This is a genomic window from Micromonospora sp. NPDC005367 (assembly GCF_040606825.1).
Classification (GTDB): Bacteria; Actinomycetota; Actinomycetes; order Mycobacteriales; family Micromonosporaceae; genus Micromonospora.
Map to the genome: position 1 here is coordinate 269,068 of NZ_JBEXFP010000004.1, position 25,217 is coordinate 294,284.

The following is a 25,217-nucleotide window of genomic DNA, read 5'->3' on the forward strand; positions in this document are numbered from 1 at the left end:
GAGGCAGTACGAGGGCGGCAAGGTCACCCCCTGGCGGGTGAGGTGGCGCATCGGCGGCACGGGCAAGTGGGACGGCCAGCAACTCGACTACTCCTTCCCGCCAGCGTGGCCGTCCCGGCGCCGGAGCTTGCCGAACAGCTGCTGACGTTCCGGGCGTACGCCGACGAGTGGCTGGCCCAGTTGGTGAAGCCGCGCCCAGAGACGATCCGCGATGCCGTCGCCTTCAGCGCGCCGTGCACGAAGTCGGTGCCGACGCCGACTCCCCGCCGGCTGTCCGGCACTTGACGTAGGCGATGGCCCGCGCGCCGACCGGCGCCGACCGTGGGAGCGTGCTCGGCGTACTCGGGCGGTCACCGTACGCGGTGGTCGGCGGGCGCCGTCCGGCACTCGCGCGGAGTCACGACAGCTCAGCTGACGTGCGGCGTTGCATGATCACGACGATTGACGTAGTGGCAGGGCCACCTTCCTCGACAACTGCAGCAAGACGTCCCGCTCGTGCCGTCCTTAGTGTCATGCCTCGTGTGCTCTTCGGCTGCGCGGTGTCCAAGCCGCGCTGAGAGTCACCAAGGGAGAATTGCCAAGGGAGAAACGTGGTGAAAGCGAAGCCCCTCGTCGCGGGCGCAGTCGCTCTGGCGGCGGCTCTGGCAGTGCAGCTCGGCGCAGCCGGCGCGGCATTCGCCGCCGGGCCCGGATCGGGCCCGTCGGACAACTCCGCCCACGGCGGGGCGGTCCTGGACGACGTCCACAATGAACCGACGACCGCCGTCGCAGGCAACGTCACGTTCATCGACAACGTCAGGGGAGTCAGCGGCTACTCGGCGCTGAACTTCATCAACTACAAAAAGTACGGCTACGACTTCATGTTCGCCAACGGCACCGGCGGTCTCGCCGTCTGGTCGCTGAAGGACCCCAAGCACCCGGCCCTGGTCTCGAAGATCACGGCGGCCGAGCTGCGCCTGCCGGGGGACACCCAGGACAGGTTCTGGGAAGGCGAGAACATGACCGTCGACCCGAAGCGAAAGCTGGTCTTCCTCACCCGGGACCCGCGTGGCTTCGGCGGCACCGTCTCGACCGGTCAGTCCGGCGTGTACATCGTCGATGTCAAGAATCCGTGGAAGCCGGAAGTCGTCACCTTCCACCCGATTCCGGCCGGGCACACGGCCACCTGCATCAACGACTGCAAGTACCTCTGGTCGGTCGGTCCGGCCAACACGGGGACGCCAGGCCAGGACCCCTCCTGGAAGGGTGTGCCGGTGCGGGTGACCGACATCCACGACATCAAGCACCCGTACACCTTCGACGAGGCGGTCGATCTCGGCCGGCACGACGGGGTCACCGACTACGTGCACAGCGTCGACGTCGACAAGAACGGCATCGCCTGGGCCTCCGGTGAGGGCGGCGTACGCGGCTACTGGACCGAGGGCAGGCATTACGACCCGGTGCAGAAGCGCAACCGCGTCGCCACGGCGTACGACCCGGTGCCGTACGCGGGCGGTACCGTCCTGGCCACCAACCCGGAGGGCACCGACTTCTTCGACTTCTTCGACCACAACGCGTACCACAACACGGAGAAGGTCGGCGACTTCGACAAGGGCGAGCTGCTCTACATCACCAACGAGAACATCACGACCTGCTCCCGGGCGGGCGAGTTCAAGATCGCCTCGTTGAAGGGCAGCTACGACGGCGAGGGCTGGCGTTCCACGCCGGAGAATCCTTTCCGGCTGGACCTGATCAGCCACTGGTCGCCGTGGGGCAAGGAGGGCTCGGCCACCACCGGTAGCTGCTCCGCACACTGGTTCACGGTGAACGGCAACATCGTGGCGCAGGGGTGGTACGGGCAGGGCACCCGCTTCATCGACGTGTCGGACCCGCGGAACCCGACCCAGGTCGGCTACTTCCGGGTGCCGGCAGGGCAGGGCGTGACCGGCGGTTCGGCGTCGGCCGTCTACTGGCACAACGGGCTGATCTACGTCGCGGACTACAACCGGGGCGTCGACGTCCTGCGGTTCGACGGCAAGCTGGCCGGCGCGCCGGACGACAAGATCTGTTGGAACTCGTGCGACAAGTAACCGTCTGAACGGAAGCACCGGCCCGAGCGCGGCGACCGCTGCGCCCGGGCCGGCTTTCGGTGGTGACGGATCTGGAGGTAGAACGGTGCGACGCAGAGGTGCCGTGCGCTCGGTCGCGCTGGGCGCGGCCGCGCTGGTGGTGAGCGGTCTACTCGGCGCGTGCAGCGGCTCTGACGAGGGCGGGGGCGGAAGCGCCCCGAAGCTGCAAGGTCAGATCATGTTCGGGGTACTGGCCCCGCTGTCCGGCGATCTGGCTGAGCGCGGGCAGGACCTCGTCGACGGGGCGCAGCTGGCTGCCGCTGAGCTCAACGATCAGGGTGGGGTGCTGGATCGGCAGGTGAAGGTGGTCGTCGAGGACGGCGGCTGCACGTCGGCGACCGGCGAGCAGGGGGCGACGGGACTGGCCGCCAAGAAGGTCGTGGGAGTGGTCGGCGGGCTGTGTGAGGACGCGGCGGTGGCGGCGGCGAAGGCCGTGGCCGCGGCTGGTACGCCCTTCCTGGTCTCCTCCGCACCCGCCGACCGGCTGATCGAAGCCGGGGTGCCGTCGGTGTTCCCGCTCGAGTCGACGGTCTATCAGGAGGCGCTGGCCGCGGTGCACTGGATGGGCTACCGGAGCACGCAGCAGGTGGCGGTGCTCGATGACGGCTCGCCGGCCGCACAGCGGCTGTCCGGCCTGGTGACCGACCGGATCAAGGCCGACGGCCTGCCGGTGAGCAGGCAGAGCACCAACGGTCCTGATCTTGCGAAGCTCGCCGGGACCGTCATCGCCGCGAAGGCGGACTTCGTCTACTGGACGGGGGCAGCGGCACCAGGTGGACGACTGGTGAGCGCACTACGTCAGGCCGGCTACACCGGCAATTTCATGGCTTCCTCCGAGTCGGACAGCCCGGAGTTTCTGCAGGCGGCCGGCGGGGCGGCCGAGGACGCGTTCCTCACCACGGCCGCGGGCCCGAAGCTTCTCCCGACGGCGGCGGACTGGGCTGCACGCTTCAAGGACCGTTACCGGCGGGACCCGGGCCGTGACGCCATGCAGGCCTACGACGCGCTCCGCGCGCTGGCGCAGGCGGTGCGCCAGGCAGGGGACACGGCACCTTCGAAGGTCGTCGACAACATCCCGCGGCTCGAGGACTTCACCACCTTCACCGGGGTGCTCCGCTTCGCCGCCGATCACTCGATGACGTACGACAACTACGTCATCGCCCAGGTCCGGGGCGGCACGTTCACCCTGGCCAGCAAGCTGCGTACGGACTAGGTCGGATGACGCACAGGATCCAACTCGCAGGCCATCGCTGGGCCCGGCTGTTCACGCGGCTGGCGGTGGTCCTCCTTCTCGCGACCGGCGGCCTGGTCACCAACCTCGCGTCCACCGCGCAGCCGGCGTACGCCCACGCCTACCTGCAGGAGACCTCGCCGGTCGACGGCGCGGTGCTGGCCTCGCCCCCGGCGGAGGTCCGGCTCCGCTTCAACGAGGCGGTCAACTTCAACGAGCGGTCGCTGCAGCTGCTCGACACGAACGCGGAGAAGCTGACGATCGGCACCCCCGGTCACGTGGACGGGAAGGCCAACACGGCGCAGGTCAGCCTACCCACGGATCTGGCCGAGGGAACGTACGTCCTGGCCTGGCGGGTCACCTCCGCGGACTCGCACGTGGTGTCGGGTGCGCTCACGTTCAGCATCGGCCATCCGAGCGCAACGGCCGCCCCGGTGGAGCAGGACGCCCACCGTGCCGTCGTCGTCGTCGACGCGGTCGGCCGTGCCCTGGCCTTTCTCGGTATGGCCCTCGCCCTCGGTGGCGCGCTGTTCGTGGCCGTGCTCTGGCCCGCCGGCCGCACCGACCGCCGCGGCCGCCGCATCGTGTGGTCAGGATTCGCCGTGCTGGCCGCCGGCACCGTGGTGGTCCTGCTCGTACAGGGGCCGTACGCCGCCGGCACGTCGCTGACCGGGGTGTTCGACCCGGACCTGCTCGGCGCGGCACTGGCCACCCGGTTGGGCCACGCGTTGCTGGCGCGGCTGGTGATCGTGCTCGCCCTCGGCGTGGCGTTCGGGCTCGCCGTACGCCATGGGTCACGCTCTGCCGCCCCCGCGACGGCGACCCCCGCGACGGCGACCACCGGGACGGCCGGTGCCAACCGTCGGATCGTCCTGCCCGCGGTCGCCGCGGTCGGCGCCGTCGCCCTGCCGCTGACCTGGACGTTGACGGATCACGCGCAGACCGGTGTGCAGACCTGGCTCGCCGTGCCGGCGACCAGCCTGCACCTGCTCGCCATGGCCCTGTGGCTGGGCGGCCTGATCACGCTCGCGGCCTGCGTCCTCATCCCGGCAGGGAGGCGGGAGACGAGCCGAGCCATCACCTTGGAGCCCGCGTTGCGCAGGTTCTCCGGGCTCGCGCAGCTCTGCTTCGCGGTGATCGCGGTGACCGGCGTCTATCTTGCGTGGCGGCAGGTGGGGACGTGGGCCGCGCTCGGCGCGACCGACTTCGGTCGGCTGCTTCTCGGCAAGCTCGCCGTCGTCCTCGCCGTGGTGGGTCTCGCCGCCGGAGCGCGGCGGTTCGTGCGGCGGCGCGGCCGCGAAACCCTCGGCCTCGACGCCGCTCCCGCCGCCGCGGTGCGCCGGCTGCGCCGTTCGGTCGTGGGAGAGATCCTGCTCGGGGTAGCGGTCGTGTCGATCACGGCCGTGCTCGTCAACACCGCCCCGGCCCGCACCAGCTACGCGCCGCCGGTGCACACCACCGTCCCCGTTCCCGCCGCCGCAGCCGACTCGGCCGCCGGGCTGCGGGACGCCACGGTCGAGGTGAAGATCGAGCCGGCGCGGTCCGGCAAAAACGTGGCCGACATCTACCTCACCGGCCCGGACGGCTCGCTCGTCGCGGTACCCGAGGTCTCCGGTCAGCTCGAATCACCCGACCGCGACGTCCCGGCACTGCCGGTCACCGTCACCGCGGCCGAACCCGGCCACTACGTGGCGAACTCGATGTCCATCCCGTTCCCCGGGGAGTGGGTGCTGCGGCTGGACATCCGAGTCTCCGATTTCGACGAGACACCCGTGCGCGTCCAGTTCACGGCACGCTGAAAAGGTAGGTGACACACATGCGAGGCGCTGACCGAAAGGCCTCCCGGAGCCGATCGACCGCGATCGCCGCCGGCTTGCTCGCCCTCGGCGTCCTGACGGGCTGCTCCAGCGAGGGCCCGGCACCCGTGACCAAACCCCCCTACACCGTGGACTCGGTCCGCTCCGGCCTGGTCAGCCCCAGTGACCTGGGCGAGGGCGCGATCGAGATCGAGGACGAGGGCCATTCCTCGCACGTCATCTACACGCCCCCGAACAGCATCCCGACCTGCCCGTACGTCCAACGTTCCGAGGACGTCGAGGTCGCTGTGGAGCCGGCGATCGAGCCGGTGGGCGGAAATCCGACCGGACGGACCGTCGTCGCGCCTCAGATCGTGGGGCCGTCGTCGCTGCCGGTCGTCACCCAGGGCGCGGTGGTCTTCCAGAGCGCCTCGCTCTTGGACGACGCGATGAACGCCGTCGTGGCCGAAGCCGGCAAGTGCCCAGCGACGTTCAGCGTGCTCGGCGGACCGGCGACCGTGGTCGGTGAGTACAAGGTCGGCAGCCGGTCGATCGAGATCAACGGGTGGAAAGGGTTCTCGCAGCATCTCGTACACACCTCGCCCCCGGAGGTGAACACGGAGACCTACGACGATCTGGTCACCGTCGTGGTGCGCAAGGCGAACGCCATCATCTACGTCGGCTACACCCAGATCAAATCCGTGGGCAAGCGCGCCGATTCCGACGAAAAGGTCAAGGCATTGATGAAGACCACGCTGGCCCGTCTCGGCTAGCGCGTATACCACCTAGGGAAGCGGAGGAAGGGTGAGAGTTACACCCGTTGGAAGAGCCAGGAGGGGCAAAGCCCTCCTGAGAGGCGCGACCGTGCTCGCGATGGCGGTCGCGCTGCAGATGTCGAGCATCGGCGCGGCCCACGCGGACCCGTCCGGTCCGGTCCGTCCCGGCACGGTCGGCGCCGCCCAGGCCGAGGCGACCAGCCTGCAGAACCAGGCGGACGCGGCCGCGAAGGACGCCGCCCGGGCAGCCGCCCGCTTGGACGAGGCTAAGGCCAAGGCGGAGGAGGAGGCGAAGACGGCCGCTGACGCTGCCGCCACGGCCGAGCAGTCGGGCAAGATCTCCGACAAGAACAAGGCGGAGGCCGCCGCCGCCAAGGCAGCGCAGGCATCCGCCAAGGCCGCGCAGGCGCAGTTGGAGTACAACAACAAGGCCGCTGCCGCAGCGGAGGCGGCGGCGGCCGCGGCGGAGGCGGCGACCAACGCCGAGCGTGAGGCCGCGTCGCTCGCCGGCCTCACGGACGGCACCGCCACCGAGGGGACGCAGACCCTTCCGGACACCGGGGTGTTCCCGGACAACGCGACGCACAGCGACAACGTCGAGGTCGTCGGCCACGTGCGCGGTGTGCTCTCCGCCAACGGGAGCTGTCCCGCTTTCAAGGCGACGAAGTGCCCGGCGTTCTCGTCGCTGAACTTCGTGCATTACGAGAAGCTCGGCTACGACGTCATGGTCGCCAATGGCACCGGTGGCCTGGCCGTCTGGTCGCTGAAGGATCCCGAGCACCCGGAGTACATCGCCGCCGTCACCGTCGACCAGCTCAAGCAGCCGGGCGAGACCATGACCCAGTTCTGGGAGGGCGAGAACCTCACGGTCGACAGCCGGCGCAAGCTGGTCTTCCTGACCCGTGACTCGGGCACCAAGGGCCTGTTCATCATCGACATCAACGATCCGTGGCACCCGAAGCTGCTGGGCTTCCACCGCGTCCCGCTCGGCCACACCGCGACGTGCATCAACGACTGCCGGTTCATCTGGTCGGTGGGCTCGGGTGTGCGCGGTGTGAGTTCCCCCGTCTACGTGACCGACGTACGGGACGTCAACCACCCGTTCACCTACAGCCACGCCGTCGTTTCCGACGTACGGCGCACCGGTGTGACGAGCGGTTCCACGCACAGCGTCGATGTCGACTTCGACGGTGTCGTCTGGGTCTCGGGTAGCGGCGGCGTCCGCGGCTACTGGACCGACGGCAAGCACTTCGACCCGGCCACGCAGACCAAGCGCTACGCGACGGCCTACGACCCGATCCCGTACGCGGGTGGCAGCGTCAGCGGCTCGGAGAGTGCCTTCCTGCACAACGCCTACCGCTTTCCGAACGCCCTCGGCGACCGCCCGAAGGGCGACGTCATGCTCATCACCAACGAGAACAACAACCAGGACTGCGCGAAGGCCGGCGTGTTCATCCTGGCGTCGCTGGAGGGGACGCACGACGACGAGGGGATCACCTCCACGCCGGAGAACCCGGTCAAGATGACGCGGCTCGCCACCTACAGCCCCGGCGGCAAGCCCGGCCACTACGTCGACCCGACGGGTAAGGCCGGCGACTGCTCCGCGCACTGGTTCACGGTGAACGGCAACATCGTCGCCGCGGGCTTCTACGAGCAGGGCGTCCGCTTTCTGGACATCTCCGACCCGAGCAACCCGCAGCAGGTCGGCTGGTTCCGGGTGCCCGACCGCGCCGCCGGCCCCGACGGCCCGGCGATCATCGGAAGCAACGCCTCCTCGGCGTACTGGCACAACGGGTACGTCTACGTCCCCGACTACGGTCGGGGCGTCGATGTCCTGAAGTTCACCGGTGACATCCCCGGGAAGCACGAGAAGAAGGTCTGCTGGAACTCCTGCGAGAAGTAGTCTCCGGCGGCCGTTTCACACGTGGGGGGTCCCCGCGCCGCTACCGGCGGCCGGGGTCTCCTCCCGTCACCCGCCCCTGGGGCGGACCTGCCTCGACGATCCCGTTCACCACCACCGTGCCGAGAGAGAAGCACCGCATGCACCTCCCGACCACCCCCGTCGGCCGCGGCCGGACCCGTCGCACCCGCTGGCTCGCACTGATGGCCCTCACAATCCTCACGGTCCCGGCCGTAGCCGCGTGCACCTCGACCGCCGACGTGCCGTCGGCACCCCGGGGGGAGATCACCTTCGGTGTGCTCGCCCCGCTGTCCGGGCCGGACAAGGCACGCGGGCAGGATCTGGCCGACGGGGCGCGGATGGCGGTGGACGACCTCAACGTCCGTGGTGGGATCATCGGACTGCACGTCTCCCTCGTCACCGTCGACGACGAGTGCCTCGACGACAGCGGCAAGGAGGCGGCGAAGCGGCTCCATCTCACCGAAAGCGTCGCCGGCGTCCTCGGGGGCGTCTGCGATGGCGCCGCCGAGGCCGCCGCACGAGTTCTCGGCGGCATCGGGATACCGTTCCTCATCACCTCCGCGAACTCGCCCACACTCGTCAGCGCCCAGGACACCCCCACGGCCTATCTCACCAACGGCACGCCCTACCAGGAGGCGCTCGCGTCGGTGCGCTGGATGGCCTACCACGCGGCGCAGCGGCTCGCGGTGATCGCTGACGACACGCCGCAGTCCGCATACCTGGTCGACCAGGTGATCTCCGTGGCCTCGCCTGTTCCCAAGGCGGTCAGCAAGCAGATCCTGCCCGCCGGGCAGCGGGACATGGCCGCGGCGGCTGCCACCGCGCTGGCCGCCGAGCCCGACGTCGTGTACTGGGCCGGCCCGGCCCAGGAATCCGGCCAGCTGGCCGCAGCGCTCCGCAAAGCCGGGTACAAAGGCAGATACATCGCCTCTGCGGCGTCGGAAAGCCCCGATTTCCTCTCCGCCGCCGGCAAAGATGGCGCCGAGGGCGCATTCGTGATCACCACAGCGAGCCCGCAGAACCTCCCCGCCGCCGCGGCCTGGACCGGACGGTTCACCAAGGCCTTCGGCCACCCACCGGGCCGGGACGCGCTGCAGGCGTACGACGCGCTGCGCGCCCTGGGCCAGGCCGTGACGCAGACGGGCAAGGTGGACGCTGCGCTGAACAGCGAACAGCTGGCCCAGCTCGAGGACGGCTTCACCACGTTCATGGGTGAGCTTCAGTTCGCCCCCGACCACACGGTCAAGTACGACAACCATCTCGTGCTCACCGTCAAGGGCGGCGCCTTCACCGTCGCCAACACACTACGTTCGGACGACGGCTCCTGACGGTCCGTGGCTGAGTGGATCCTGTCCCGCCCCCCGATGAAGTGAGCCATCCGTGATCTTGAGCTCCCGTGCCGTGGCGGCCCTCGCGCTGGCCGCCGTCTGCGCCGGCGTCACCGGCTGCTCGAGCGCCGCGGGCGCCACGGCGAGCAAAGCCTCCTACACAGCCGCCGACGTCAAGGCCACGTTCTACAACGCAAAGGACGCAGGTGAGGGCGCCCGCGACTACTGGTACGACCCGGACTTCCACTCGCACAACAACTACGTGCCGCCGAGCGCCATCCAGACCTGCCCGTTGGTCCATCGCTCCGACACACCCAACGCGCCATCCAACGTGGTTCAGCCCGTCGGCGGGCAGCCCGTGGGGCAGTTCGCCGTGGAACCTACCCGGGCTACCGACTCCCGCATCCCGTACATGACTCAGAACGCCCTCGTCTTCGCCTCGGCCGCCATCGCCGACAAAGCGATGAACGAGGTCGGCATGGGGCTGGCCGCCTGCCCCGAATCGTATGAGGTCGACGGGGGACCGCCGGTCATCCTCGGCGCCTATCGGGGGACCAGCCGTCCGCTTGAGCTGTTCGGGTGGAAGGGATACGTCCAGCAGGTCGCCCACACGTACCCGCCAGGGCAGGACGACGTCTATTTCGAGGACATGGCCGTCGTGGTGCTCCATCGGGCGAACCTCATCCTCTACCTCGACCTCACTCAGAAGAAGATCGTCGGAGACCGCGCCGACTCGGCCGACAAGGCCGAGGGCGCCATGGAGAAAGTCCTGCGGCGGCTGGGCTGATCGGGACCTGCCCCGGAGCGCCCACGAGACCGTGATCCGCATGTTCAACGCCATGATTGTCGATCAGTGGAGAGCTGGAGAATGCACATGCTTCGCCGAGTTGTACGTGGCCTGGTAACCGTAGGCGTGGCGGCCTGCCTCGTCGGTGTCCTACCGGCGGCGGCGTTCGCGCACGTGACGGTCAACCCGGGCACGGCCACCCAGGGCGGTTACGCCGCACTGACGTTCCGGATCCCCACCGAGAGCGACGACGCGAGCACCACCAAGGTCGAGGTGCAGTTCCCGACCGACTCCCCACTGGCCTCGCTCTCAGTGAAGCCGCACGCCGGGTGGTCGTACGAGATCACGAAGAAGAAGCTGACCACCCCGATCGAGGCCCACGGCGCACAGATCAGCGAGGTCATCGACAAGATCACCTGGACTGCGGCGGATCCGCAGTCGGCGATCAAACCGGGTGAGTACGACGAGTTCTCGGTGAGCGCCGGACCGCTGCCCGCGACCGACCAGTTGGTGTTCAAGACGCTGCAGCACTACAGCAACGGCGAGGTCGTGCGGTGGATCCAGGAGCCGGCCTCCGGGACCGACGAGCCGGAGCGGCCCGCGCCGGTGCTGCGGCTCGTGGCCGGGGCGGATACGGCATCGTCGCCGGCGGCGGGCACCGAGCAGGCGGCGGTGGCCGTGGACAGCACTCCGCAGTCGGATGCGGGCAGTCGGTGGGCGGTCGGACTGTCCGTGGCCTCCCTGGTGATCGGCCTCGTGTGCGCGACGATCGCCGTACGGTCGCGCCGGACGCGATGAGCGCCTGATCGGCGCTCCTCGCGCCTGATGCGGGAGCCGCCGTGGAACTGTCAGCGGCAGTCGCTCGTGGGCGGCATGGTGGGCGCGCAGGCAGCTCCCACCATGCCCGGGCCGACTACGACCACGTCAGGCGTGGCCTCGCTCCGTCCAGCGCTGGTGGGCCAGGTCGGCCACCACGAGGTCCTGCCAGCCCATGCCGACGCTCTTGAAGACCGATGAACCCGTGCTGGGTGCCAGATGTACCGCGTCGCGTAGCTCGACGAGGCTGTCCTCGGCGACGACGCCGGCGCGTACGGCCTGGATGATGTCACCGGCTTCGCGCAGCGCGACGCTGCGGGACTCGACGACCACCCGTTCGGCGGCGCCGATCGTCACGTCGTCGAGTTCACGGGCGTCCGGCTCGTGGGAGCCCACCGCGACCGCGCAGGTTCCCGGGCGCAGCCGGCGGCCGTCGAACAGCGGCCGGCGGGCGGTGGTGGCGCAGACCAGCACGTCCGCGTCCGCGACGTCGTCGTGGCTGCCCACGCGCGCGTCCAGACCGCTGTCGCGGACCCTGGCCACCAGGGCCGAGGCGCGGTCGGGGTTCCGGCCCACCACCGTGACGTCGCTGAGCGGGCGAACGGCTCGCAGCGCCTGCACATGCCCCCACGCCTGCGGGCCGGAGCCGAGCACGACCAGGTGTCGCGCCCCGGGCGCGGCGAGGTGGTCCACCGCGACCGCGGAAACCGCGGGGGTCCGCAACGTCGTCAGGGCCGTGCCGTCCAGCAGCGCCACCGGCGTCAGCGTGACCCGGTCGTAGAGCACGTACAGCGCCTGGACGCGGGGGAGACCCCGGCCGGAGTTGCCCGGAGCCACCGTGCTCAGCTTCACGCCCACGGCGGTGGCGGTCTCGGCGGGCATCAGCAGCAGCTGCCCGTGCTGCACGTCGTGGATGGAGCGTTGCAGCGACGCCTGCGGGTCGAGCCCGCCGGACAGCGCCTTCGTCAGTGCGGCGACGGCGTCGGCGAACGGCACCAGGCCGAAGACGTCGGCCTCGTCGAGGTACGGCAGCGTCGCGGTCATCGGGTCTTCGCAATCACGGTCGCCGGGCGGGGTGCGGTGTGGGCGAGGACGGCGGCCTGGGCGCCGGTGTGCAGTCGTGCCAGGTCGCCGCCGGTGAGCTGCACGATGGGCAGGCTCGTGCCGTAGATCTCGGCGGCGACGAGGGCACCGATCACCAGGATCGCGTCGCACTCGGCCAGGAGGAGAGCCGCCGGCGCGTGCCCCGAGCGGATCAGCTCCGCGAGCACCGCCGTGGAGGAGCTGGACCCGCGACCGGCCTGCATCGCGAGGACCTGCCCGGCGACCGTGACGCCGCGTTGCGGATGGTGGGCGTCGACGATCACCCCGCGCGCGTCGACCCCGCCCCAGAACGAGAGCGGTTCGTCGAGCGCGAGGACGACGCCGTCCGTCGCTCCTGGATGAAGGGAGCGGCCGGACAACGTCACCGGCTCATCCCCATAGCCGCCCATCGCGTACCACCCTCCCGGCTCTTGCCGAGGCGACGCACTCGGCCAGGTTTCCTAGTACGGTGTCGATCCCAAGGTTGGCCGGCGCGTACCAGGCCCACTTGCCCGAGTTCGTCATCACGGTGCGGATCCCGTCGCTCAGCACGGGCGTCACGTACGTGCAGGTGTCGGTGAGGATGCGGCCACCCGCGTCGCGTACGGCGTCGGCGTACCCGCTTGCCTCCGCCTCGGCCAGCACGGCCCGGCTGGTCGACACGAACACGTCGACCGACGAGGCGAACGACGGGCCGTCGCGCAACTCGCGCGCCAGCGCCGCGAACTCGGACAGCGAGAAGTGCGGGGTGCCGAGGCTGACGGCGTCGAGTGCGGTCGTGGCGGTGCTGCTGAGCCGGTCGCGCGCTCGCCTGAGGTCGTGTGCCGTCACCGGCACCGTGGTGGCACCGAGCGCCAGCACTCCGTCCAGCGTCGGCGCTTCCGGGGTCACCCCGACGACGTGGAATAGCGCGACGCCACCGGCGGACGCGGCGGTGGCGCCGAGCGCCTTGAGCCGGTCCTCGGTGATCCCGCCGTCGTTCAGGTCGCCCGGCAGGCCGGTGAGGGCCGCGACTCGGGTTCCGGCGAGTTCCCCGAGCAGCGCCCCGATCGCGGGCCAGGCGACGTCGTCGTCGAGCAACGCGGCGGGGACCGCGGAGAAGTCGAGCACCAGCGCGGCGGCGCGGTTCCGCCGCAGGTGCAGGCCCGAGTGGGGGACCCGGCCGGCAACGCCGGCGGCGATGTCGATGAAGTCGCCGTACCGGTCGGTGCGCGCCCCGAGCACCGAGTTGACGAAGGCGATGGCGTTCGACTCCGCCCACGCCACGTGGCTGCCCGCCGCCGGGCGGTGGCCGGACTGGTACGGCGCGCACGACCAGATCGGCTCGCAGCCGAGGGCCACGTGCGCGTCCATCAGGCGCCGGCCGTTCTCGGCCACCTCCGGGTCGGCGCGTACCAGCCCGGGATGCAGCAGGTCGAGCGATCCGACGTTGAGTGTCGTACGCACCCGCACCCGGGCGCCGAGGGAGACCAGCCGTTCGGTGAACTCCAGCCCCGCCACGCCGTGGTACAGGCAGCCGTCGGCGTGCGCCGATTCGATCGGCACCAACCGTTCGGCACCGTTCGCGCGTGCCACCCCGACGATCAGCCGCATGCACATCGCGGTGGCCGGGCCGTGCTCGCCGGCCAGCATCGACTCTTCCTCGGCGGTGAGGACCAGAGCGTCGCCGGGCATCAGGCTCCTTCGTCGGGGGCCGGGGGCACGGTGTGCAGGGAGGTGAAGAGGTCCTGCGCGGCCTTGCCCTGCTCACAACCGTCCGCGTTGGACGCCTCCGCGCTGCCGAACGACAGGTGGAAGTCGACTCCGGTGGTCGCTGCGTCAGTCATCTCGGGAAGGCCCTTTCGCGACGGCCAGTAAAACATTACACAGCAGACCGCCGAGCTGAAATCACGCGTCGGTAACACCCCCACGTGCACCTCTGGAGCAACTTTGTGTCCTGTGCCATAGTGCGGTGCTACGTCACACAGCAGTGCCACCAATCGCTACCTGGCCGTCCCTGTGTCGGTCCTTGAGGGAAGTGAGTTTGGACAATGACGTCATACCTCACCCGCCGGCTGTCGCGAGTCGCCCTCGTGGGCACTGCGGCGGTGGCGGCCATGATGCTCTCCGCCTGCGGCAACGGTCTCGCCTCGGGAGGGGGCGACAAGTCTGACGAGGGGCCGATCGTCCTCGGCATGCTGACGCCGCTGTCCGGCAGCAGCTCGGCCATCGGTCCGTACATGAAAAACGCCGCGCAACTCGCCGTCGACGAACTCAACGCCAAGGGCGGCGTCAACGGGCGCAAGCTCGAGCTCAAGGTCGAGGACGAGGCGTGCGACGCCAAGAGCGCCACGGCCGGCGCCAACAAGCTGGTGACCGCGGGCGTGAAGATCTCGGTCGGCGGCTACTGCTCCGGTGCGACGCTCCCGACGCTGCCGATCTTCGAGAAGGCCGGCGTGCCCATGCTCATCCCGGCCGCCAACTCCAACGAACTGGTCGCGCAGCACAAGAAGAACGTCTTCCTGATCAACGGCACCGGCGCTCAGCAGTCCGACGCGGCGCTCAAGTTCATGAAGAAGGTGGGCGCCACCAAGGTCGCCCTCATGGACGACAACACCAGCTACTCCAAGGACATCGCCGACACCACCGCCAAGCTGCTGACCGGCTCGCCGACGCTCGCGGGACGTGAGTCGGTCACCGCGGGTGAGAGCGACTACAACGCCAACGTCAACGCCATCCTGAAGGGACAGCCGGACTTCATCTACTGGACCGGCTACTACCAGGAGGGTGGCCTCATCATCCGTCAGCTGCGGCAGGCGGGCTACAACGGCAAGATCATGGTCGCCGACGGGTCGGTCGACCAGAAGCTGGTGGACATCGCCGGCCCCGAGGCCGCCGAAGGCGTCTTCGCCACCATGACCCAGACCCCGGAGACGGTCCAGGGCGCCGACAAGTGGATCGCGGACTACAAGAGCAAGTTCGGCGCCGCCCCCGGTCCGTACTCCACCCAGGCCTACGACGCGGTCCGGGTGGCCGCCGAGGCGGTCAAGCAGGCCGGCTCGACCGACGGCGACGCCGTCATCAAGGCACTCGAGGGGATCGACGGCTTCCAACTGTTCTCCGGGCCGCTGAAGTTCACGCCCGACCACACGCTCTCCAGCGGTGGCTTCCAGATCCTCACGGTGGAGAACGGCAAGATCGTCCTCAAGGACACCCTGCAGTAGGTCGCCTGCTCCCGGCGGCGCCCTCCCAGGAGTGCGCCGCCGGGGCGTTCCCCGCCCCGAAGGACTCCCATGACCCAACTCATCTGGAACGGTCTCTTCGTCGGATCGTTCTACGCCCTGGTCGCCCTGGGCTACACGATGGTGTACGGCATCATCAGACTCCTCAACTTCGCCCACGGCGACCTGTACATGCTCGGCGCCTTCGTCGGTTTCGGCGTCCTGAGCGTCGCCGGCGGCCTGGCGACCGGCCTCGGCTTCGTGGCGCTGCTCATCGTCATGATCATCTCGATGCTGGTGACCGGAACGGCCGGCCTGCTGCTCGAGCGGGTCGCCTACCGTCCCCTGCGCGGCGCACCCCGGCTCTCCGTGCTGATCACCGCGGTGGGCGCCTCGTTCGCACTCGAGTACGGAATGCGACTGGCGGCCGGCCCCAACCCCGAGGTCTACCCGGTCCGGCTGGCGGGCGACCCGGTCAATCTCCTCGGCGCCCGCATCACCGTCCAGCAGGTCAGTCTCATCCTGATCGCGATCCTGCTGATGGCCGGCCTCCAGTGGCTCGTCATGGGGACCGAGACCGGGCGGGCCATGCGCGCCATCTCCCAGGACCCGACGGCGGCCCTGTACATGGGCATCAACGTCGACGCCGTCATCGCCCGCACCTTCTTCATCGGCTCCGCCCTCGCCGGCGCCGCAGGCGTGATGGCCGGCGGCTACTACGGGAAGATCGACTTCCTGATGGGGTTCATCATCGGGCTCAAGGCGTTCACCGCGGCCGTCATCGGCGGCATCGGCAACATCAAGGGCGCGATGCTCGGCGGCCTGACGCTCGGCCTGCTCGAGTCGATCGGCACCGCCTGGATCGGCGGGCAGTGGCGCGATGTCTTCGCCTTCAGCTTCCTCATCATCTTCCTCACGCTCCGTCCGACTGGCATCCTCGGCGAGCGCGTCACGGAGCGTGTCTGATGACCACCGACCTCGCCACGTCACCCGCCCGCGCCCGCGCGCTCTTCGACCGCATCCAGCAGAACCGCTACCTCGGCCTGGTCGGACTGGCCGTCGCGTTGCTGGCGCCGTTCATCACCGCCACCAACTACGCCCTGTCCGTGATGACCTCCGCGCTGCTCTTCGTGATGCTCGCGGTCGGCCTCAACATCGTCGTCGGCTACTGCGGCCTGCTCGATCTCGGGTACGCCGCGTTCTTCGCCATCGGCGCCTACGTCAGCGGCGTCCTCGCCACCCGGTACGGCTGGCCGCTGCTGGCCACGGTCCCCGTCGTCATCGTCGCGGCGGTGGTCGCCGGCATCGTGATCGGTGGACCCACCCTGCGGCTGCGCAGCGACTACCTGGCAATCGTGACGCTCGGCTTCGGGGAGATCATCCGGATCACGGCGAACAACCTCACCATCACCGGGGGGCCGTCCGGCATCTACGGGATCCCCGGCATCATGCTGCTCGGGGTCGACCTGAGCGGCCCGGTCGGCCTCTACTACACCTGTGTGGTCGTCGTTGCTCTGGCCGTCCTCGGCGCGGCGCGGCTCGGCCGCAGCCGGCTCGGCCGCGCCTGGCGGTTCATCCGCGAGGACGAGGACGCCGCCGAGGCGATGGGCATCAACACGTACCGGGTGAAGCTCGCCGCCTACATCGGCGGCGCCATCTGGGGCGGTCTCGCCGGCATCCTCTTCGGCGCCCAGCTGTCCGCCATCTCCCCACCGAGCTTCACCTTCCTGTGGTCGGCCCTCATCCTGATGGCCGTCGTGCTCGGTGGCATGGGCTCGACGCCCGGCGTCGTGCTCGGCGCCATCTTCATCAGCGTCCTGCCCGAGCTTCTCCGGGAGGCCGCGGACTACCGGTACTTCGTGTTCGGCATCCTGCTCATCATCGTGATGATCTTCCGTCGGCAGGGGCTGTGGCCGGCCCGGGCCGCGGAACGGCCGTCCCGGCGCGACCGGCGCAGAGCCGAGGAACATGACGTGCGCAAGGGCAAGGAGGTAGTGCCGTGAGCACGCGAGATTCCGTACCGCTGCTGCGGGTGCAGGACCTGCACCTGGACTTCGGTGGCGTGAAGGCCGTCGACGGGCTGACCTTCCAGGTCCACGAAGGCGACGTCCTCTCGCTCGTCGGTCCCAACGGTGCCGGCAAGACCAGCGCGTTCAACTGCATCACGGGCTTCTACAAGCCCACCGGCGGCTCGATCACGCTGCACGGCGTGGACATCACCGGCCTGCGACCGTCCGCGGTCGCGGCCCGTGGGATGTCGCGCACCTTCCAGAACCTGCGCCTGTTCGGTGAGCTGACGGTGCTCGACAACGTCCGCGCCGGGATGCACCTGCGGCTGCGACAGAACGCCCTCGACGCGCTACTGCACACGCCCCGGTTCCGACGAACGGAGCGGGAGGCCACCGACGAGGCCAACCGGTGGCTCGACTTCGTGGGCCTGCGCGGCGACCGCGGTGGTCTCGCGCGGAACCTTCCGTACGGCGAGCAGCGACGGGTCGAGATCGCTCGGGCCCTCGCCCGCGGGCCCAAGGTGCTCCTGCTGGACGAGCCCGCCGCCGGCCTCAACTACGGCGAGAAGGGGAAGCTGCTCGATCTGCTGCAGCGCATCAGTGCGCTCGACATCGCCATCGTGCTCATCGAGCACGACATGGACCTCGTCATGCAGGTGTCGCGCCGCGTCGTCGTGCTGAACTTCGGCCGGGAGATCGCCGACGGCACTCCCGAGGAGGTACGCCGCGACCCCGCCGTGATCGAGGCGTACCTCGGCAAGGACGACGACGAGGAGGAGGACACGAACGAGGAGATGATGAGCCATGAGTGACGCCGCCGGCCGCTGGGCACTCGAAATCGACGGCCTCGACGTCCACTACGGCCGCGTCCACGCCCTCCGGGGGCTCACCCTGACCGTCGGCGAGGGCGAGATCATCACCCTGCTCGGCAACAACGGCGCGGGCAAGACCAGTACGCTCGCCACCGTCTCCGGGGTGGTGCGGTCCACCGGCGGCACCGTGCGCGCGTTCGGCCGGGACATCACCAAGGCCAAGCCGTGGGAGATCGTCGGCGCCGGGGTCGTGCACGTGCCGGAGGGACGCCGCATCTTCTCCCGGCTGACCGTCCACGAGAACCTGCAACTCGGCGGCTACCTGGTGAGCGACAAGGCCGTGGTCGGCCGCCGGATCGACGAGGTGTACGCCCTGCTGCCGCGGCTCGCCGAGCGGCGCAACCAGCAGGGCGGGAACATGTCCGGCGGCGAGCAGCAGATGCTCGCCGTCGGTCGCGCGCTGGTCGCAGGACCCAAACTGCTGATGCTGGACGAACCCTCGATGGGGCTCGCACCACTCATGGTGGCGCAGATCATGAACCTGATCCGCCAGATCAACGCCGACGGCACCTCGGTGCTGCTCGTCGAACAGAACGCCCGCGCCGCGCTGAAGATCGCGCACCGGGCGTACGTCGTGGAGAACGGTGTGATCACCCTGCAGGGAGCGGCCCGTGAACTCGCGCGCGACTCCCGCGTGGTCGAGGCGTACCTGGGGGCCTGAGGCGATGCGGGACATTCGTGCCACCGACTACCACACGGCGGGAGAGCCCTTCCGCATCGTCACCGAAGGCGTCCCGGAGATTCCCGGCACCACAGTGCTGCAACGACGCGAACACGCTCAGCGCGACGAGCAGGTCGACGCGGTACGCCGGCTCCTGGTCAACGAACCTCGTGGCCACGCCGACATGTACGGCTGCTTCCTCGTGACGCCGAACGACGAGGGCGCACACTTCGGGGTGCTGTTCTGGCACAAGGACGGCTACTCGACGGCGTGCGGACACGGCACCATCGCGTTGGGTGTGTGGGCCGTGCGCAGCGGGCTCGTGGACGCCGCCCCGGACGGGGAGACCGACGTGGTGATCGACGTACCGTCCGGTCGCGTCACGGCCACAGTCTCCTGTGTCGCCGGCGAGGTCCGCGAGGTCGGCTTCCGAAATGTGCCCGCGTATGTACTGGGCGAGGGCATCATCGTGAACACCGGCCGCGGCCCGGTACGCGCGGACGTCAGCTACGGGGGCGGGATCTACGCCTCCGTCGACGCCTCGCTCCTCGGGCTGTCGGTCACCCCGGAGCACTACGGTGAACTGCTCGCACTCGGCCGGGAAATCAAATGGAAACTCAACGGCACCGAATGGGCCCGGCATCCGAGCGAATCGCGGCTCGACGGTGTCTACGGCACGATCCTGTTCGAGGATCTCGGCCGACGGTCCGACGGCCCCCACCAGCGCAACATCACCGTCTTCGCCGACGGAGAGGTCGACCGGTCACCGTGCGGGTCAGGCACCTCCGCGCGGATCGCGCTGCTAGCATCATCCGGGCAACTCGCCCCTGACCAGGTGCTGACGCACGACTCGGTGATCGGAACACGATTCCTCGGCCGCGTCGTGCGGGAAGTGCAAACAGAGGGCCGCCCGGCCTACGTTTCAGAGGTGCGAGGGATGGCCTATCGCACCGGCGAACACCATTTTGTCCTTGAGGACAACGATCCCGTCGGACTGGGATTCACGCTGCGATGAAAAGGACAAGGAGTGAGACCGTGACGGACGCCACCGGGCGCCTCGCCCCGGACGCGCTCTCGCTGCCGCAGTTGGGAGGCCGGCCCAACCTCCGACAAGAGATCGCGCACGCCCTGCGCGGCGCGGTCATCACGGGGCAGCTGCGTGCCGGCGTGCTGTACTCCGTGCCGATGCTCACGGAGCAGTTCGGTGTCTCCGCCACGCCAGTGCGCGAAGCGATGCTCGACCTCGCCAACGAGGAACTGGTCACGATCGTCCGGAACAAGGGCTTCCGGGTCAAGGAGCTGGGTGACCGGGACCTGGACGAGATCACGTCGCTGCGCGCGCTGATCGAGGTACCCACCGTGGCCGAGATCGCCCGGGCCATCAACGAGCCCACCCGGGCGGCGGTCGAGGAGCTGCGTCCGCTGACGAAGGAGGTGGAGCGCCTCGCCGAAACCGGCGACCTCATCGGCTACGTCGAGGTCGACAGGCGTTTCCACCTCTCGCTGCTCGCCCTCGCCGGCAACCGGCATCTCATCGACGTGGTCGGGAACCTGCGGGCCCGCAGTCGTCTGTACGGCCTGCACGATCTCGCCGAGCGTGGCGAGCTGGGGCGTTCGGCCGCCGAGCACGAGCAGATCGTCGATCTGGTGGTGGCCGGCGACGCGCCGGGGGCGGCGGCGCTGATGCGACGCCACATCGGCCACGTCCGGGGCTCCTGGGCCGGCCACCACGAACCCTGACCGCCGGCACCGGGGGCCGTGGCGGATGAAGTCGAGCCGGGCAACGGCGCGTCGCTGTAATCTCGCTATCCGGCGAGGGGATGGTGAGGAGGTGCAGTGCTGACCGCAGCAGCAGTGGGACGGGTGGCGTTGAGCTTCGTTCCGTGCCCGACTCTCCAAACCCCGCCGCGGCTCCGCGGGAGCTGCGCGCCGTGTTGGCCGACCTCAGTCGGCCCCTCGCGGTGGTCAGCGAGGTCGCCGGGGACTGTCCGTCGCCGTCGATTCTGGTCAACGGCGTGGACGTGATGGGCGGCACCGTCGACGGGCGGGATTTTCTTGGTTGCGCGTACGATCAGCATTTGCTCTCCAGTCCGTCAGGCGCGGTGACGGCGGGTTTCTCGAGGACGTCGCGGCCGTCGGGGTTCTGCTGGCGGGGCGCGTAGCCGGCTTTGCGTAGGGCGGCCATTATGTCGGCCCTGTTGGCTTGACTCGCCAGCACGGTGGGGGCGAGTAGGCGTAGGTTGAGCTTGTCGAGCCGTTTGTCGGCGCAGATCTGCGCCAGCAGCGCGGGTGTCGTCACTGACCAGGGTGCTGGCTGGGCCGGATACAAACCCCGACGTACCAGGGCACGCCCTCGTCCGTCACGCCGTGCGGTCGAGTTGACAGGAGACGCTTGATGCGGGCCTCACTGTGGTGGTCGCCCATGAGGGGCCGTAGTTCGACATCGGGCTTACGCCACCGGGAGCCGCCATACCAGCATGGTCAGCTCGGCCGGGATCTCCGGGTGCCGACCTCGTAAGTGGAGCCGAACATGCGCTCTTGCGGGCGACCTCGCCGGCGAGCCAGCTCTCCGTGGGCGCGTCGATGCCAGCCGGCGGCGTAAGCACCTCGGCGTACATCTTCCGTGCGGGTGGACCAGGTCGACCAACCGGCCGCGACGCCAGATCGCCGTGGCACGTGTCGACCGGGCCGTGTCCGTGCTCGACGACGAAAGCTGGGAGGGCGCCGGCGGCAGCCCCGCCATCATGGACCGGGTCACGCGCGACAGCGTGCGGACCAGCCGCCCGAGCACTCGGGCCGCCCGGCGCGGGTCACCGTAGCCAGCGGACGTGTTCCTCGATCCCACGGATCGCCTTCCGCCAGGCACTGCTAACCAGGCCGCTGTCGACCGACGCGAGCTGACGGCGTGCGCTCCACCCGGCAATCGGCCGGTCGGCGATCCGGAACAGGTCGTCGAGGTGATCCAGGGGCGAGCCCACGGTCAGCAGCTTGAGCACGTCACCGAGGTCGAACGCCTCCGCGACCTCCCGAATGAAATCGCGATTGGCGATGAACAACGCGGGGACCCACTGCACCGGTGGATATCTCAGGCTGTACAGGATGAGGTCGAGGTCGAAGCAGTGCTCGTCGTCAGGCTCTGCCGCCGCGCCCCCCAATTGGTCGACGAAATCGGCCCAGCTCGGCATGCCGGCCAGTTCGTGCGCTTCCGTCCTGGCCGCGTACGTGCGCATCGACTCCGCGGATCTGAACAGGAGCAGACGGTTCTGCGCGCCGAGGAAAACCGCGTCGGTCCGTTGGTCGTCGAGGTACGCGCGCAGCGTGTATCCCCTCTCGCCGGACCGAAGTGAGATGGCGATCGGGTGAACAGCGGAAGGCGGGCTCGCACTCGTGAACCGCGGGTGGGTCCACCGCGCCCTAGCGTGCTCTCGTTCGCGCGTTTCGCGCTCACGGTCCTGGCGTTCGCGGGTCTCGCGCTCGCGGTCCCGGCGTTGGTGCGTATCGCGTTCGCGGTTCTCGCGCTCACGCGCCTGGCGTTCACGGTCCTGGCGTTCACGGCCCTGGCGTTCACGGTCCTGGCGTTCGCGGGCCGCGCGCTCGTGAGCATCTGTCAGCTCTTTGTACGCCGCGTTGATCCGCTGCATCTGCCGGGTGACTTCCGCCCGGACCTTTGCCGAACTCGACTGATGCTTGTCCGGATGCCAGATCTGCACGAGGACGAGATAGCGCTCCCGAATCTCCGCGACTGACGAATCGCGCGTCACGCCGACAAGCGCATACGGATCCTGGCCGTCAGGGAACATGAACTCCACCGGATCCTGCGAATATTCGGTGCGCGCGTGCCGCCGTGATCATAACAGCGGTTGCCGATGCGTACGCGCCCCGTCCGGCGCGGTCAGCGCCTGCCTTACGACGGCCGGGTGTCGTGCCTGGCCGGCGGATCGTCCAGGCACGGCACAGCCGCCTCGGAGTGATGGCGTACAAGTTGGTGGAACGAGGCGGTCAGTTCTTGAAGGTTCCCGCTGCGGGTACGTCGCAAAAGTGTTCGGCCTGCGGTCATCGTGACCCGGCTTCCCGCAGGGATGTCGCGTTCGTCTGCACGTCGTGCGGTTGGACGGGTCACGCCGACAGCAACGCTGCCATGAACATCTTGAACGCGGCAGGGCTTGCCGTGTATGGACGTGGAGCCGAGACCGTCGGGTCCCGCTGTGAAGCGTCAACCTCTCGGCGTGCAGCATGAGCACCGCCGGGAACCTGCCTCCTTCAGGGGACAGAGGAAGTCAACGCCGGTTCCGGATCTTCCTCTGGGGATCGGCCGTCGGGTTCGACACGGGCCTCGTCCAGGCGTACCGGTGGGTCCTCCGCTGCGGCCCGGCGCGTACGACCCGTCCCGTCGGCGCGTCGGTCGGTGCAGCGGTGTTCCCGCCGCACGGGTAGAGACGCCGTCGGCCGCGACGCTATCGTCGGGGGATGCCGGTGCCGTCGCGGCGGGTGGTCAGCGCGGAACGCGTCCTGCAGGGCGGATGCGCCTTCTTCCTCCGCCACTCCACCGTCGACATGGACGCGCTCGCCGGCAGTCTCGCGGTCAGTCGGGCCACGCTCTACCGGGTCGTGCACAGCCGCGACCGGCTGCTCGGCGACGTACTCTGGCGCCTCGCGGATCGGCTGCTCGCCCAGGCTCGGGCCGACACCGTCGCCACCGGCGTCGACGGGGTGCTCGAGACCACCCGTCGGTTCGCCGTCGCCGTGCGGCAGGCGCAGCCGTTCCGGGCCTTCCTGCGCGCCGAGCCGGTCACGGCCGCGCGGGTGCTGTTCACCCCGGCCGGCGGTGTGCACGTCCGGGTCGTCGAGGCGCAGAAGACCATCCTCGCCGCCGCGGCCGCCGATCCCGCCTGGTCGCCCGCCGACCTCGACGGCGCCGCTTTCCTCTACGTACGGATCGTCGAGTCGATGTTGTACGCGGAGCTGATCAGGGGGCGGCGGGCCGACCCGGTCACCGCGGAACGTGCCGCCCGCGCCGTGCTCGAAGCCTGCTGAACGGCCGCTGCGACTGCCGTCTCAGGTTGCCGCCAGTCGATTCCCACTCCATCGACGGCCGCTTATGGTACGGCCAGGAAGCCCGTTGTGAAGGAGTCTCCGGCATGACACGTCCACGGCGCGTTGCCGCCCTCGCTGCCGGCCTGGTCACCAGCATGGTCGCCACACTTCTCGTCTCGGCACCCGTGCACGCCTCGGCGACCGGTGACCGTGAGCCGATCGCCCGCGCCGCGGTCCACGGCCCGATACCGGGAACGGTGCCGGGCGACCCGCTCGCCGAGCGGCTGGCCGACACGTACCCCTTCTTCTCGACGCCGGACGACCTGGCGGCCAAGGGCTATGTCGAGGAGGAGTTCTATCTCTCCGGCGTGGCCGACGGCTGGGACACCGTCGGCAGCCGGGTCGCCACCGATGTGGCGTACGAGACCCGGCTCATCGTGCGTCGGCCGGCCGACCCGCGCCGGTTCAGCGGCGTCGCGCTGGTCGAGTGGCAGAACGTCACGGCCGGGTACGACCTCGACGCGCTGTGGAACGCCGAGTCCACCATCCGGGCCGGCGACGCCTGGATCGGGGTCTCCGCCCAGCGGGTCGGCGTCGACCAGCTCCGCGGCTGGAGCCCGACCCGGTACGGCCGGCTCGACGTCACCGGCGGGGGACGGTACGTCGCCGACGAACTCTCGTACGACATCTTCGCCCAGGCCGGAAAGGCCATCGCCGACCCGCGCGGCGTCTCGCCGCTGGGCCGGCTGCGGGCCCGCACCGTCCTGGCCATCGGCGCCTCGCAGTCGGCCGGCCGGATGACCGTCTACTACGACCGGGTCCTGCCGCAGGTGCGGCCGGTGTTCGAGGGGTACGCCTTCGTCGTGGGCTCCGCGCCGACCCGGGTCGGCGACGAACCCGTGTTCCAGGTGCTGTCCGAGACCGACGTGCGGACGCCCGTCCGACCCGCCGACACCGATCGGTTCCGCCGGTGGGAGGTGGCCGGTGCGGCGCACAGCGGCTACAACGGCCAGGTCTACCGGGCACCCATACAGGAACGCGACCTGGGCGCCGCGCCGGTGTACACCTGCGCCCGGCCACCGTTCAGCCGGGTGCCGATGCACCACGTCACCGCCGCCGCGTACGCCCACCTGGCGCGCTGGGTCGAGCGCGGAACCCCGCCGCCGACCGCGCCGCCGCTGGTGTTCAACCCCGACGGTACGAAGGCCCGTGACGCCCACGGCCTGGCCCGCGGCGGGATCCGGCTGTCGCAGGTCGCCGTCCCCACCGCGTTGAACACCGGCGACAACGCCGGCGAGTCGTTCTGCGTGCTGTTCGGCACCTACCAACCGTTCGACGAGGCCACCCTGGACGATCTCTACCCGACGCACGCCGGCTACGTCGCCCGCGTGGTGGCCACCGATGTCCGCAACATCGTCGCCGGCTACCTCCAGCCGGCCGACGCCGCAGAGAACCTCCGCGAGACACTCCGATCCGGCCCGGCGTGAGCAACCGACCCGGCCGGCGTGCCGCGGTGCCGGGCGCGGGGGGTTGCCCAGTGCTGAGCGCCAGTCCCGATTCGCGGGATGGGGGATGGCAACAAGAGCCCGGCACGG

25 protein-coding genes are annotated in these 25,217 nt (G+C 69.8%); 19 read left to right on the forward strand and 6 right to left on the reverse strand.

Annotation, left to right across the window (positions count from 1 at the left end):
• Positions 1 to 105 precede the first annotated feature (105 nt).
• The 9 genes from ABZS42_RS05115 (at position 106) to ABZS42_RS05155 (ending at position 10,745) form a co-directional block, all read left to right on the forward strand.
• Positions 106 to 285 (forward strand): hypothetical protein, encoded by a 180-nt coding sequence (locus tag ABZS42_RS05115; RefSeq protein WP_355142658.1) that lies wholly within the window; start codon positions 106 to 108, stop codon positions 283 to 285.
• A 308-nt stretch (positions 286 to 593) separates the two neighbouring features.
• On the forward strand, positions 594 to 2,069 hold the full coding sequence (locus ABZS42_RS05120) for a hypothetical protein (protein ID WP_355142659.1): 1,476 nt from the start codon (positions 594 to 596) through the stop codon (positions 2,067 to 2,069).
• Between the two features lie 85 nt (positions 2,070 to 2,154).
• Positions 2,155 to 3,321, forward strand: coding sequence for a branched-chain amino acid ABC transporter substrate-binding protein (locus tag ABZS42_RS05125; protein WP_355142660.1), 1,167 nt, complete (start codon positions 2,155 to 2,157; stop codon positions 3,319 to 3,321).
• Between the two features lie 5 nt (positions 3,322 to 3,326).
• Positions 3,327 to 5,138, forward strand: a complete 1,812-nt coding sequence (locus ABZS42_RS05130; protein ID WP_355142661.1) for a copper resistance protein CopC — start codon at positions 3,327 to 3,329, stop codon at positions 5,136 to 5,138.
• A gap of 125 nt (positions 5,139 to 5,263) precedes the next feature.
• The gene (locus tag ABZS42_RS05135) at positions 5,264 to 5,908 is read left to right on the forward strand and encodes a hypothetical protein (protein WP_355142662.1); all 645 of its coding nucleotides are present in this window, start codon (positions 5,264 to 5,266) and stop codon (positions 5,906 to 5,908) included.
• Between the two features lie 100 nt (positions 5,909 to 6,008).
• Positions 6,009 to 7,814, forward strand: coding sequence for a hypothetical protein (locus ABZS42_RS05140; RefSeq protein ID WP_355142663.1), 1,806 nt, complete (start codon positions 6,009 to 6,011; stop codon positions 7,812 to 7,814).
• 200 nt (positions 7,815 to 8,014) lie between these two features.
• Complete coding sequence (locus tag ABZS42_RS05145; protein ID WP_355142664.1) at positions 8,015 to 9,160, forward strand: branched-chain amino acid ABC transporter substrate-binding protein; 1,146 nt, start codon at positions 8,015 to 8,017, stop codon at positions 9,158 to 9,160.
• 52 nt (positions 9,161 to 9,212) lie between these two features.
• On the forward strand, positions 9,213 to 9,947 hold the full coding sequence (locus ABZS42_RS05150) for a hypothetical protein (protein WP_355142665.1): 735 nt from the start codon (positions 9,213 to 9,215) through the stop codon (positions 9,945 to 9,947).
• Positions 9,948 to 10,034: 87 nt separating this feature from the next.
• On the forward strand, positions 10,035 to 10,745 hold the full coding sequence (locus ABZS42_RS05155) for a YcnI family protein (protein ID WP_355142666.1): 711 nt from the start codon (positions 10,035 to 10,037) through the stop codon (positions 10,743 to 10,745).
• Positions 10,746 to 10,871: 126 nt separating this feature from the next.
• On the opposite strand, the gene ABZS42_RS05160 is transcribed toward ABZS42_RS05155, so the two are convergent.
• The 4 genes from ABZS42_RS05160 to ABZS42_RS05175 are packed head-to-tail and all read right to left on the reverse strand — an operon-like array spanning position 10,872 to position 13,672.
• Positions 10,872 to 11,807, reverse strand: coding sequence for an ornithine cyclodeaminase family protein (locus ABZS42_RS05160; RefSeq protein ID WP_355142667.1), 936 nt, complete (start codon positions 11,805 to 11,807; stop codon positions 10,872 to 10,874).
• A complete protein-coding gene (locus ABZS42_RS05165; RefSeq protein WP_355142668.1) occupies positions 11,804 to 12,232 on the reverse strand; it encodes a DUF126 domain-containing protein in 429 nt (142 codons plus the stop codon). Before ABZS42_RS05165 ends, ABZS42_RS05160 begins: the two co-directional genes overlap by 4 nt.
• 4 nt (positions 12,233 to 12,236) lie before the next feature.
• Positions 12,237 to 13,520, reverse strand: a complete 1,284-nt coding sequence (locus ABZS42_RS05170; RefSeq protein ID WP_355142669.1) for an aconitase X catalytic domain-containing protein — start codon at positions 13,518 to 13,520, stop codon at positions 12,237 to 12,239.
• Complete coding sequence (locus ABZS42_RS05175; RefSeq protein ID WP_355142670.1) at positions 13,520 to 13,672, reverse strand: hypothetical protein; 153 nt, start codon at positions 13,670 to 13,672, stop codon at positions 13,520 to 13,522. Before ABZS42_RS05175 ends, ABZS42_RS05170 begins: the two co-directional genes overlap by 1 nt.
• Before the next feature lie 204 nt (positions 13,673 to 13,876).
• On the opposite strand from ABZS42_RS05175, the gene ABZS42_RS05180 reads away from it, so the two are divergent.
• The 7 genes from ABZS42_RS05180 (at position 13,877) to ABZS42_RS05210 (ending at position 20,328) form a co-directional block, all read left to right on the forward strand.
• Complete coding sequence (locus tag ABZS42_RS05180; protein WP_355142671.1) at positions 13,877 to 15,049, forward strand: branched-chain amino acid ABC transporter substrate-binding protein; 1,173 nt, start codon at positions 13,877 to 13,879, stop codon at positions 15,047 to 15,049.
• Positions 15,050 to 15,118: 69 nt separating this feature from the next.
• The gene (locus ABZS42_RS05185; protein ID WP_355142672.1) at positions 15,119 to 16,012 is read left to right on the forward strand and encodes a branched-chain amino acid ABC transporter permease; all 894 of its coding nucleotides are present in this window, start codon (positions 15,119 to 15,121) and stop codon (positions 16,010 to 16,012) included.
• Complete coding sequence (locus tag ABZS42_RS05190) at positions 16,012 to 17,049, forward strand: branched-chain amino acid ABC transporter permease (protein ID WP_355142673.1); 1,038 nt, start codon at positions 16,012 to 16,014, stop codon at positions 17,047 to 17,049. Before ABZS42_RS05185 ends, ABZS42_RS05190 begins: the two co-directional genes overlap by 1 nt.
• Positions 17,046 to 17,867, forward strand: coding sequence for an ABC transporter ATP-binding protein (locus ABZS42_RS05195; protein ID WP_355142674.1), 822 nt, complete (start codon positions 17,046 to 17,048; stop codon positions 17,865 to 17,867). The genes ABZS42_RS05190 and ABZS42_RS05195 overlap by 4 nt, the downstream gene beginning before the upstream one ends.
• Positions 17,860 to 18,588, forward strand: a complete 729-nt coding sequence (locus ABZS42_RS05200; RefSeq protein WP_355142675.1) for an ABC transporter ATP-binding protein — start codon at positions 17,860 to 17,862, stop codon at positions 18,586 to 18,588. Before ABZS42_RS05195 ends, ABZS42_RS05200 begins: the two co-directional genes overlap by 8 nt.
• A gap of 4 nt (positions 18,589 to 18,592) precedes the next feature.
• A complete protein-coding gene (locus ABZS42_RS05205) occupies positions 18,593 to 19,603 on the forward strand; it encodes a proline racemase family protein (protein WP_355142676.1) in 1,011 nt (336 codons plus the stop codon).
• Positions 19,604 to 19,623: 20 nt separating this feature from the next.
• On the forward strand, positions 19,624 to 20,328 hold the full coding sequence (locus ABZS42_RS05210; protein ID WP_355142677.1) for a GntR family transcriptional regulator: 705 nt from the start codon (positions 19,624 to 19,626) through the stop codon (positions 20,326 to 20,328).
• A gap of 331 nt (positions 20,329 to 20,659) precedes the next feature.
• Here ABZS42_RS05210 and ABZS42_RS05215 read toward each other — a convergent pair whose 3' ends face one another.
• Both ABZS42_RS05215 and ABZS42_RS05220 read right to left on the reverse strand, forming a co-directional pair.
• Positions 20,660 to 20,887, reverse strand: coding sequence for a hypothetical protein (locus ABZS42_RS05215; RefSeq protein ID WP_355142678.1), 228 nt, complete (start codon positions 20,885 to 20,887; stop codon positions 20,660 to 20,662).
• Positions 20,888 to 21,398: 511 nt separating this feature from the next.
• The gene (locus ABZS42_RS05220; RefSeq protein ID WP_355142691.1) at positions 21,399 to 22,388 is read right to left on the reverse strand and encodes a DnaJ domain-containing protein; all 990 of its coding nucleotides are present in this window, start codon (positions 22,386 to 22,388) and stop codon (positions 21,399 to 21,401) included.
• Positions 22,389 to 22,558: 170 nt separating this feature from the next.
• On the opposite strand from ABZS42_RS05220, the gene ABZS42_RS05225 reads away from it, so the two are divergent.
• From ABZS42_RS05225 to ABZS42_RS05235, 3 genes are all read left to right on the forward strand, one after another.
• Positions 22,559 to 22,825, forward strand: coding sequence for a zinc ribbon domain-containing protein (locus ABZS42_RS05225; RefSeq protein WP_355142679.1), 267 nt, complete (start codon positions 22,559 to 22,561; stop codon positions 22,823 to 22,825).
• Positions 22,826 to 23,055: 230 nt separating this feature from the next.
• The gene (locus ABZS42_RS05230; protein WP_355142680.1) at positions 23,056 to 23,622 is read left to right on the forward strand and encodes a QsdR family transcriptional regulator; all 567 of its coding nucleotides are present in this window, start codon (positions 23,056 to 23,058) and stop codon (positions 23,620 to 23,622) included.
• A 104-nt stretch (positions 23,623 to 23,726) separates the two neighbouring features.
• Positions 23,727 to 25,109, forward strand: a complete 1,383-nt coding sequence (locus tag ABZS42_RS05235; protein ID WP_355142681.1) for an alpha/beta hydrolase domain-containing protein — start codon at positions 23,727 to 23,729, stop codon at positions 25,107 to 25,109.
• Positions 25,110 to 25,217 lie beyond the last annotated feature (108 nt).

What these genes read in the sequence shown, in the direction of transcription:
- ABZS42_RS05130 (WP_355142661.1), top strand. Translation starts at nt 3,327, where the DNA reads ATGACGCACAGGATCCAACTCGCAGGCCATCGCTGGGCCCGGCTGTTC.
- ABZS42_RS05205 (WP_355142676.1), top strand. Translation starts at nt 18,593, where the DNA reads ATGCGGGACATTCGTGCCACCGACTACCACACGGCGGGAGAGCCCTTC.
- ABZS42_RS05180 (WP_355142671.1), top strand. Translation starts at nt 13,877, where the DNA reads ATGACGTCATACCTCACCCGCCGGCTGTCGCGAGTCGCCCTCGTGGGC.
- ABZS42_RS05140 (WP_355142663.1), top strand. Translation starts at nt 6,009, where the DNA reads ATGGCGGTCGCGCTGCAGATGTCGAGCATCGGCGCGGCCCACGCGGAC.
- ABZS42_RS05200 (WP_355142675.1), top strand. Translation starts at nt 17,860, where the DNA reads ATGAGTGACGCCGCCGGCCGCTGGGCACTCGAAATCGACGGCCTCGAC.
- ABZS42_RS05230 (WP_355142680.1), top strand. Translation starts at nt 23,056, where the DNA reads ATGCCGGTGCCGTCGCGGCGGGTGGTCAGCGCGGAACGCGTCCTGCAG.
- ABZS42_RS05220 (WP_355142691.1), bottom strand. Translation starts at nt 22,388, where the DNA reads ATGTTCCCTGACGGCCAGGATCCGTATGCGCTTGTCGGCGTGACGCGC.
- ABZS42_RS05170 (WP_355142669.1), bottom strand. Translation starts at nt 13,520, where the DNA reads ATGCCCGGCGACGCTCTGGTCCTCACCGCCGAGGAAGAGTCGATGCTG.
- ABZS42_RS05160 (WP_355142667.1), bottom strand. Translation starts at nt 11,807, where the DNA reads ATGACCGCGACGCTGCCGTACCTCGACGAGGCCGACGTCTTCGGCCTG.
- ABZS42_RS05175 (WP_355142670.1), bottom strand. Translation starts at nt 13,672, where the DNA reads ATGACTGACGCAGCGACCACCGGAGTCGACTTCCACCTGTCGTTCGGC.
- ABZS42_RS05225 (WP_355142679.1), top strand. Translation starts at nt 22,559, where the DNA reads ATGGCGTACAAGTTGGTGGAACGAGGCGGTCAGTTCTTGAAGGTTCCC.
- ABZS42_RS05155 (WP_355142666.1), top strand. Translation starts at nt 10,035, where the DNA reads ATGCTTCGCCGAGTTGTACGTGGCCTGGTAACCGTAGGCGTGGCGGCC.
- ABZS42_RS05145 (WP_355142664.1), top strand. Translation starts at nt 8,015, where the DNA reads ATGGCCCTCACAATCCTCACGGTCCCGGCCGTAGCCGCGTGCACCTCG.
- ABZS42_RS05190 (WP_355142673.1), top strand. Translation starts at nt 16,012, where the DNA reads ATGACCACCGACCTCGCCACGTCACCCGCCCGCGCCCGCGCGCTCTTC.
- ABZS42_RS05185 (WP_355142672.1), top strand. Translation starts at nt 15,119, where the DNA reads ATGACCCAACTCATCTGGAACGGTCTCTTCGTCGGATCGTTCTACGCC.
- ABZS42_RS05235 (WP_355142681.1), top strand. Translation starts at nt 23,727, where the DNA reads ATGACACGTCCACGGCGCGTTGCCGCCCTCGCTGCCGGCCTGGTCACC.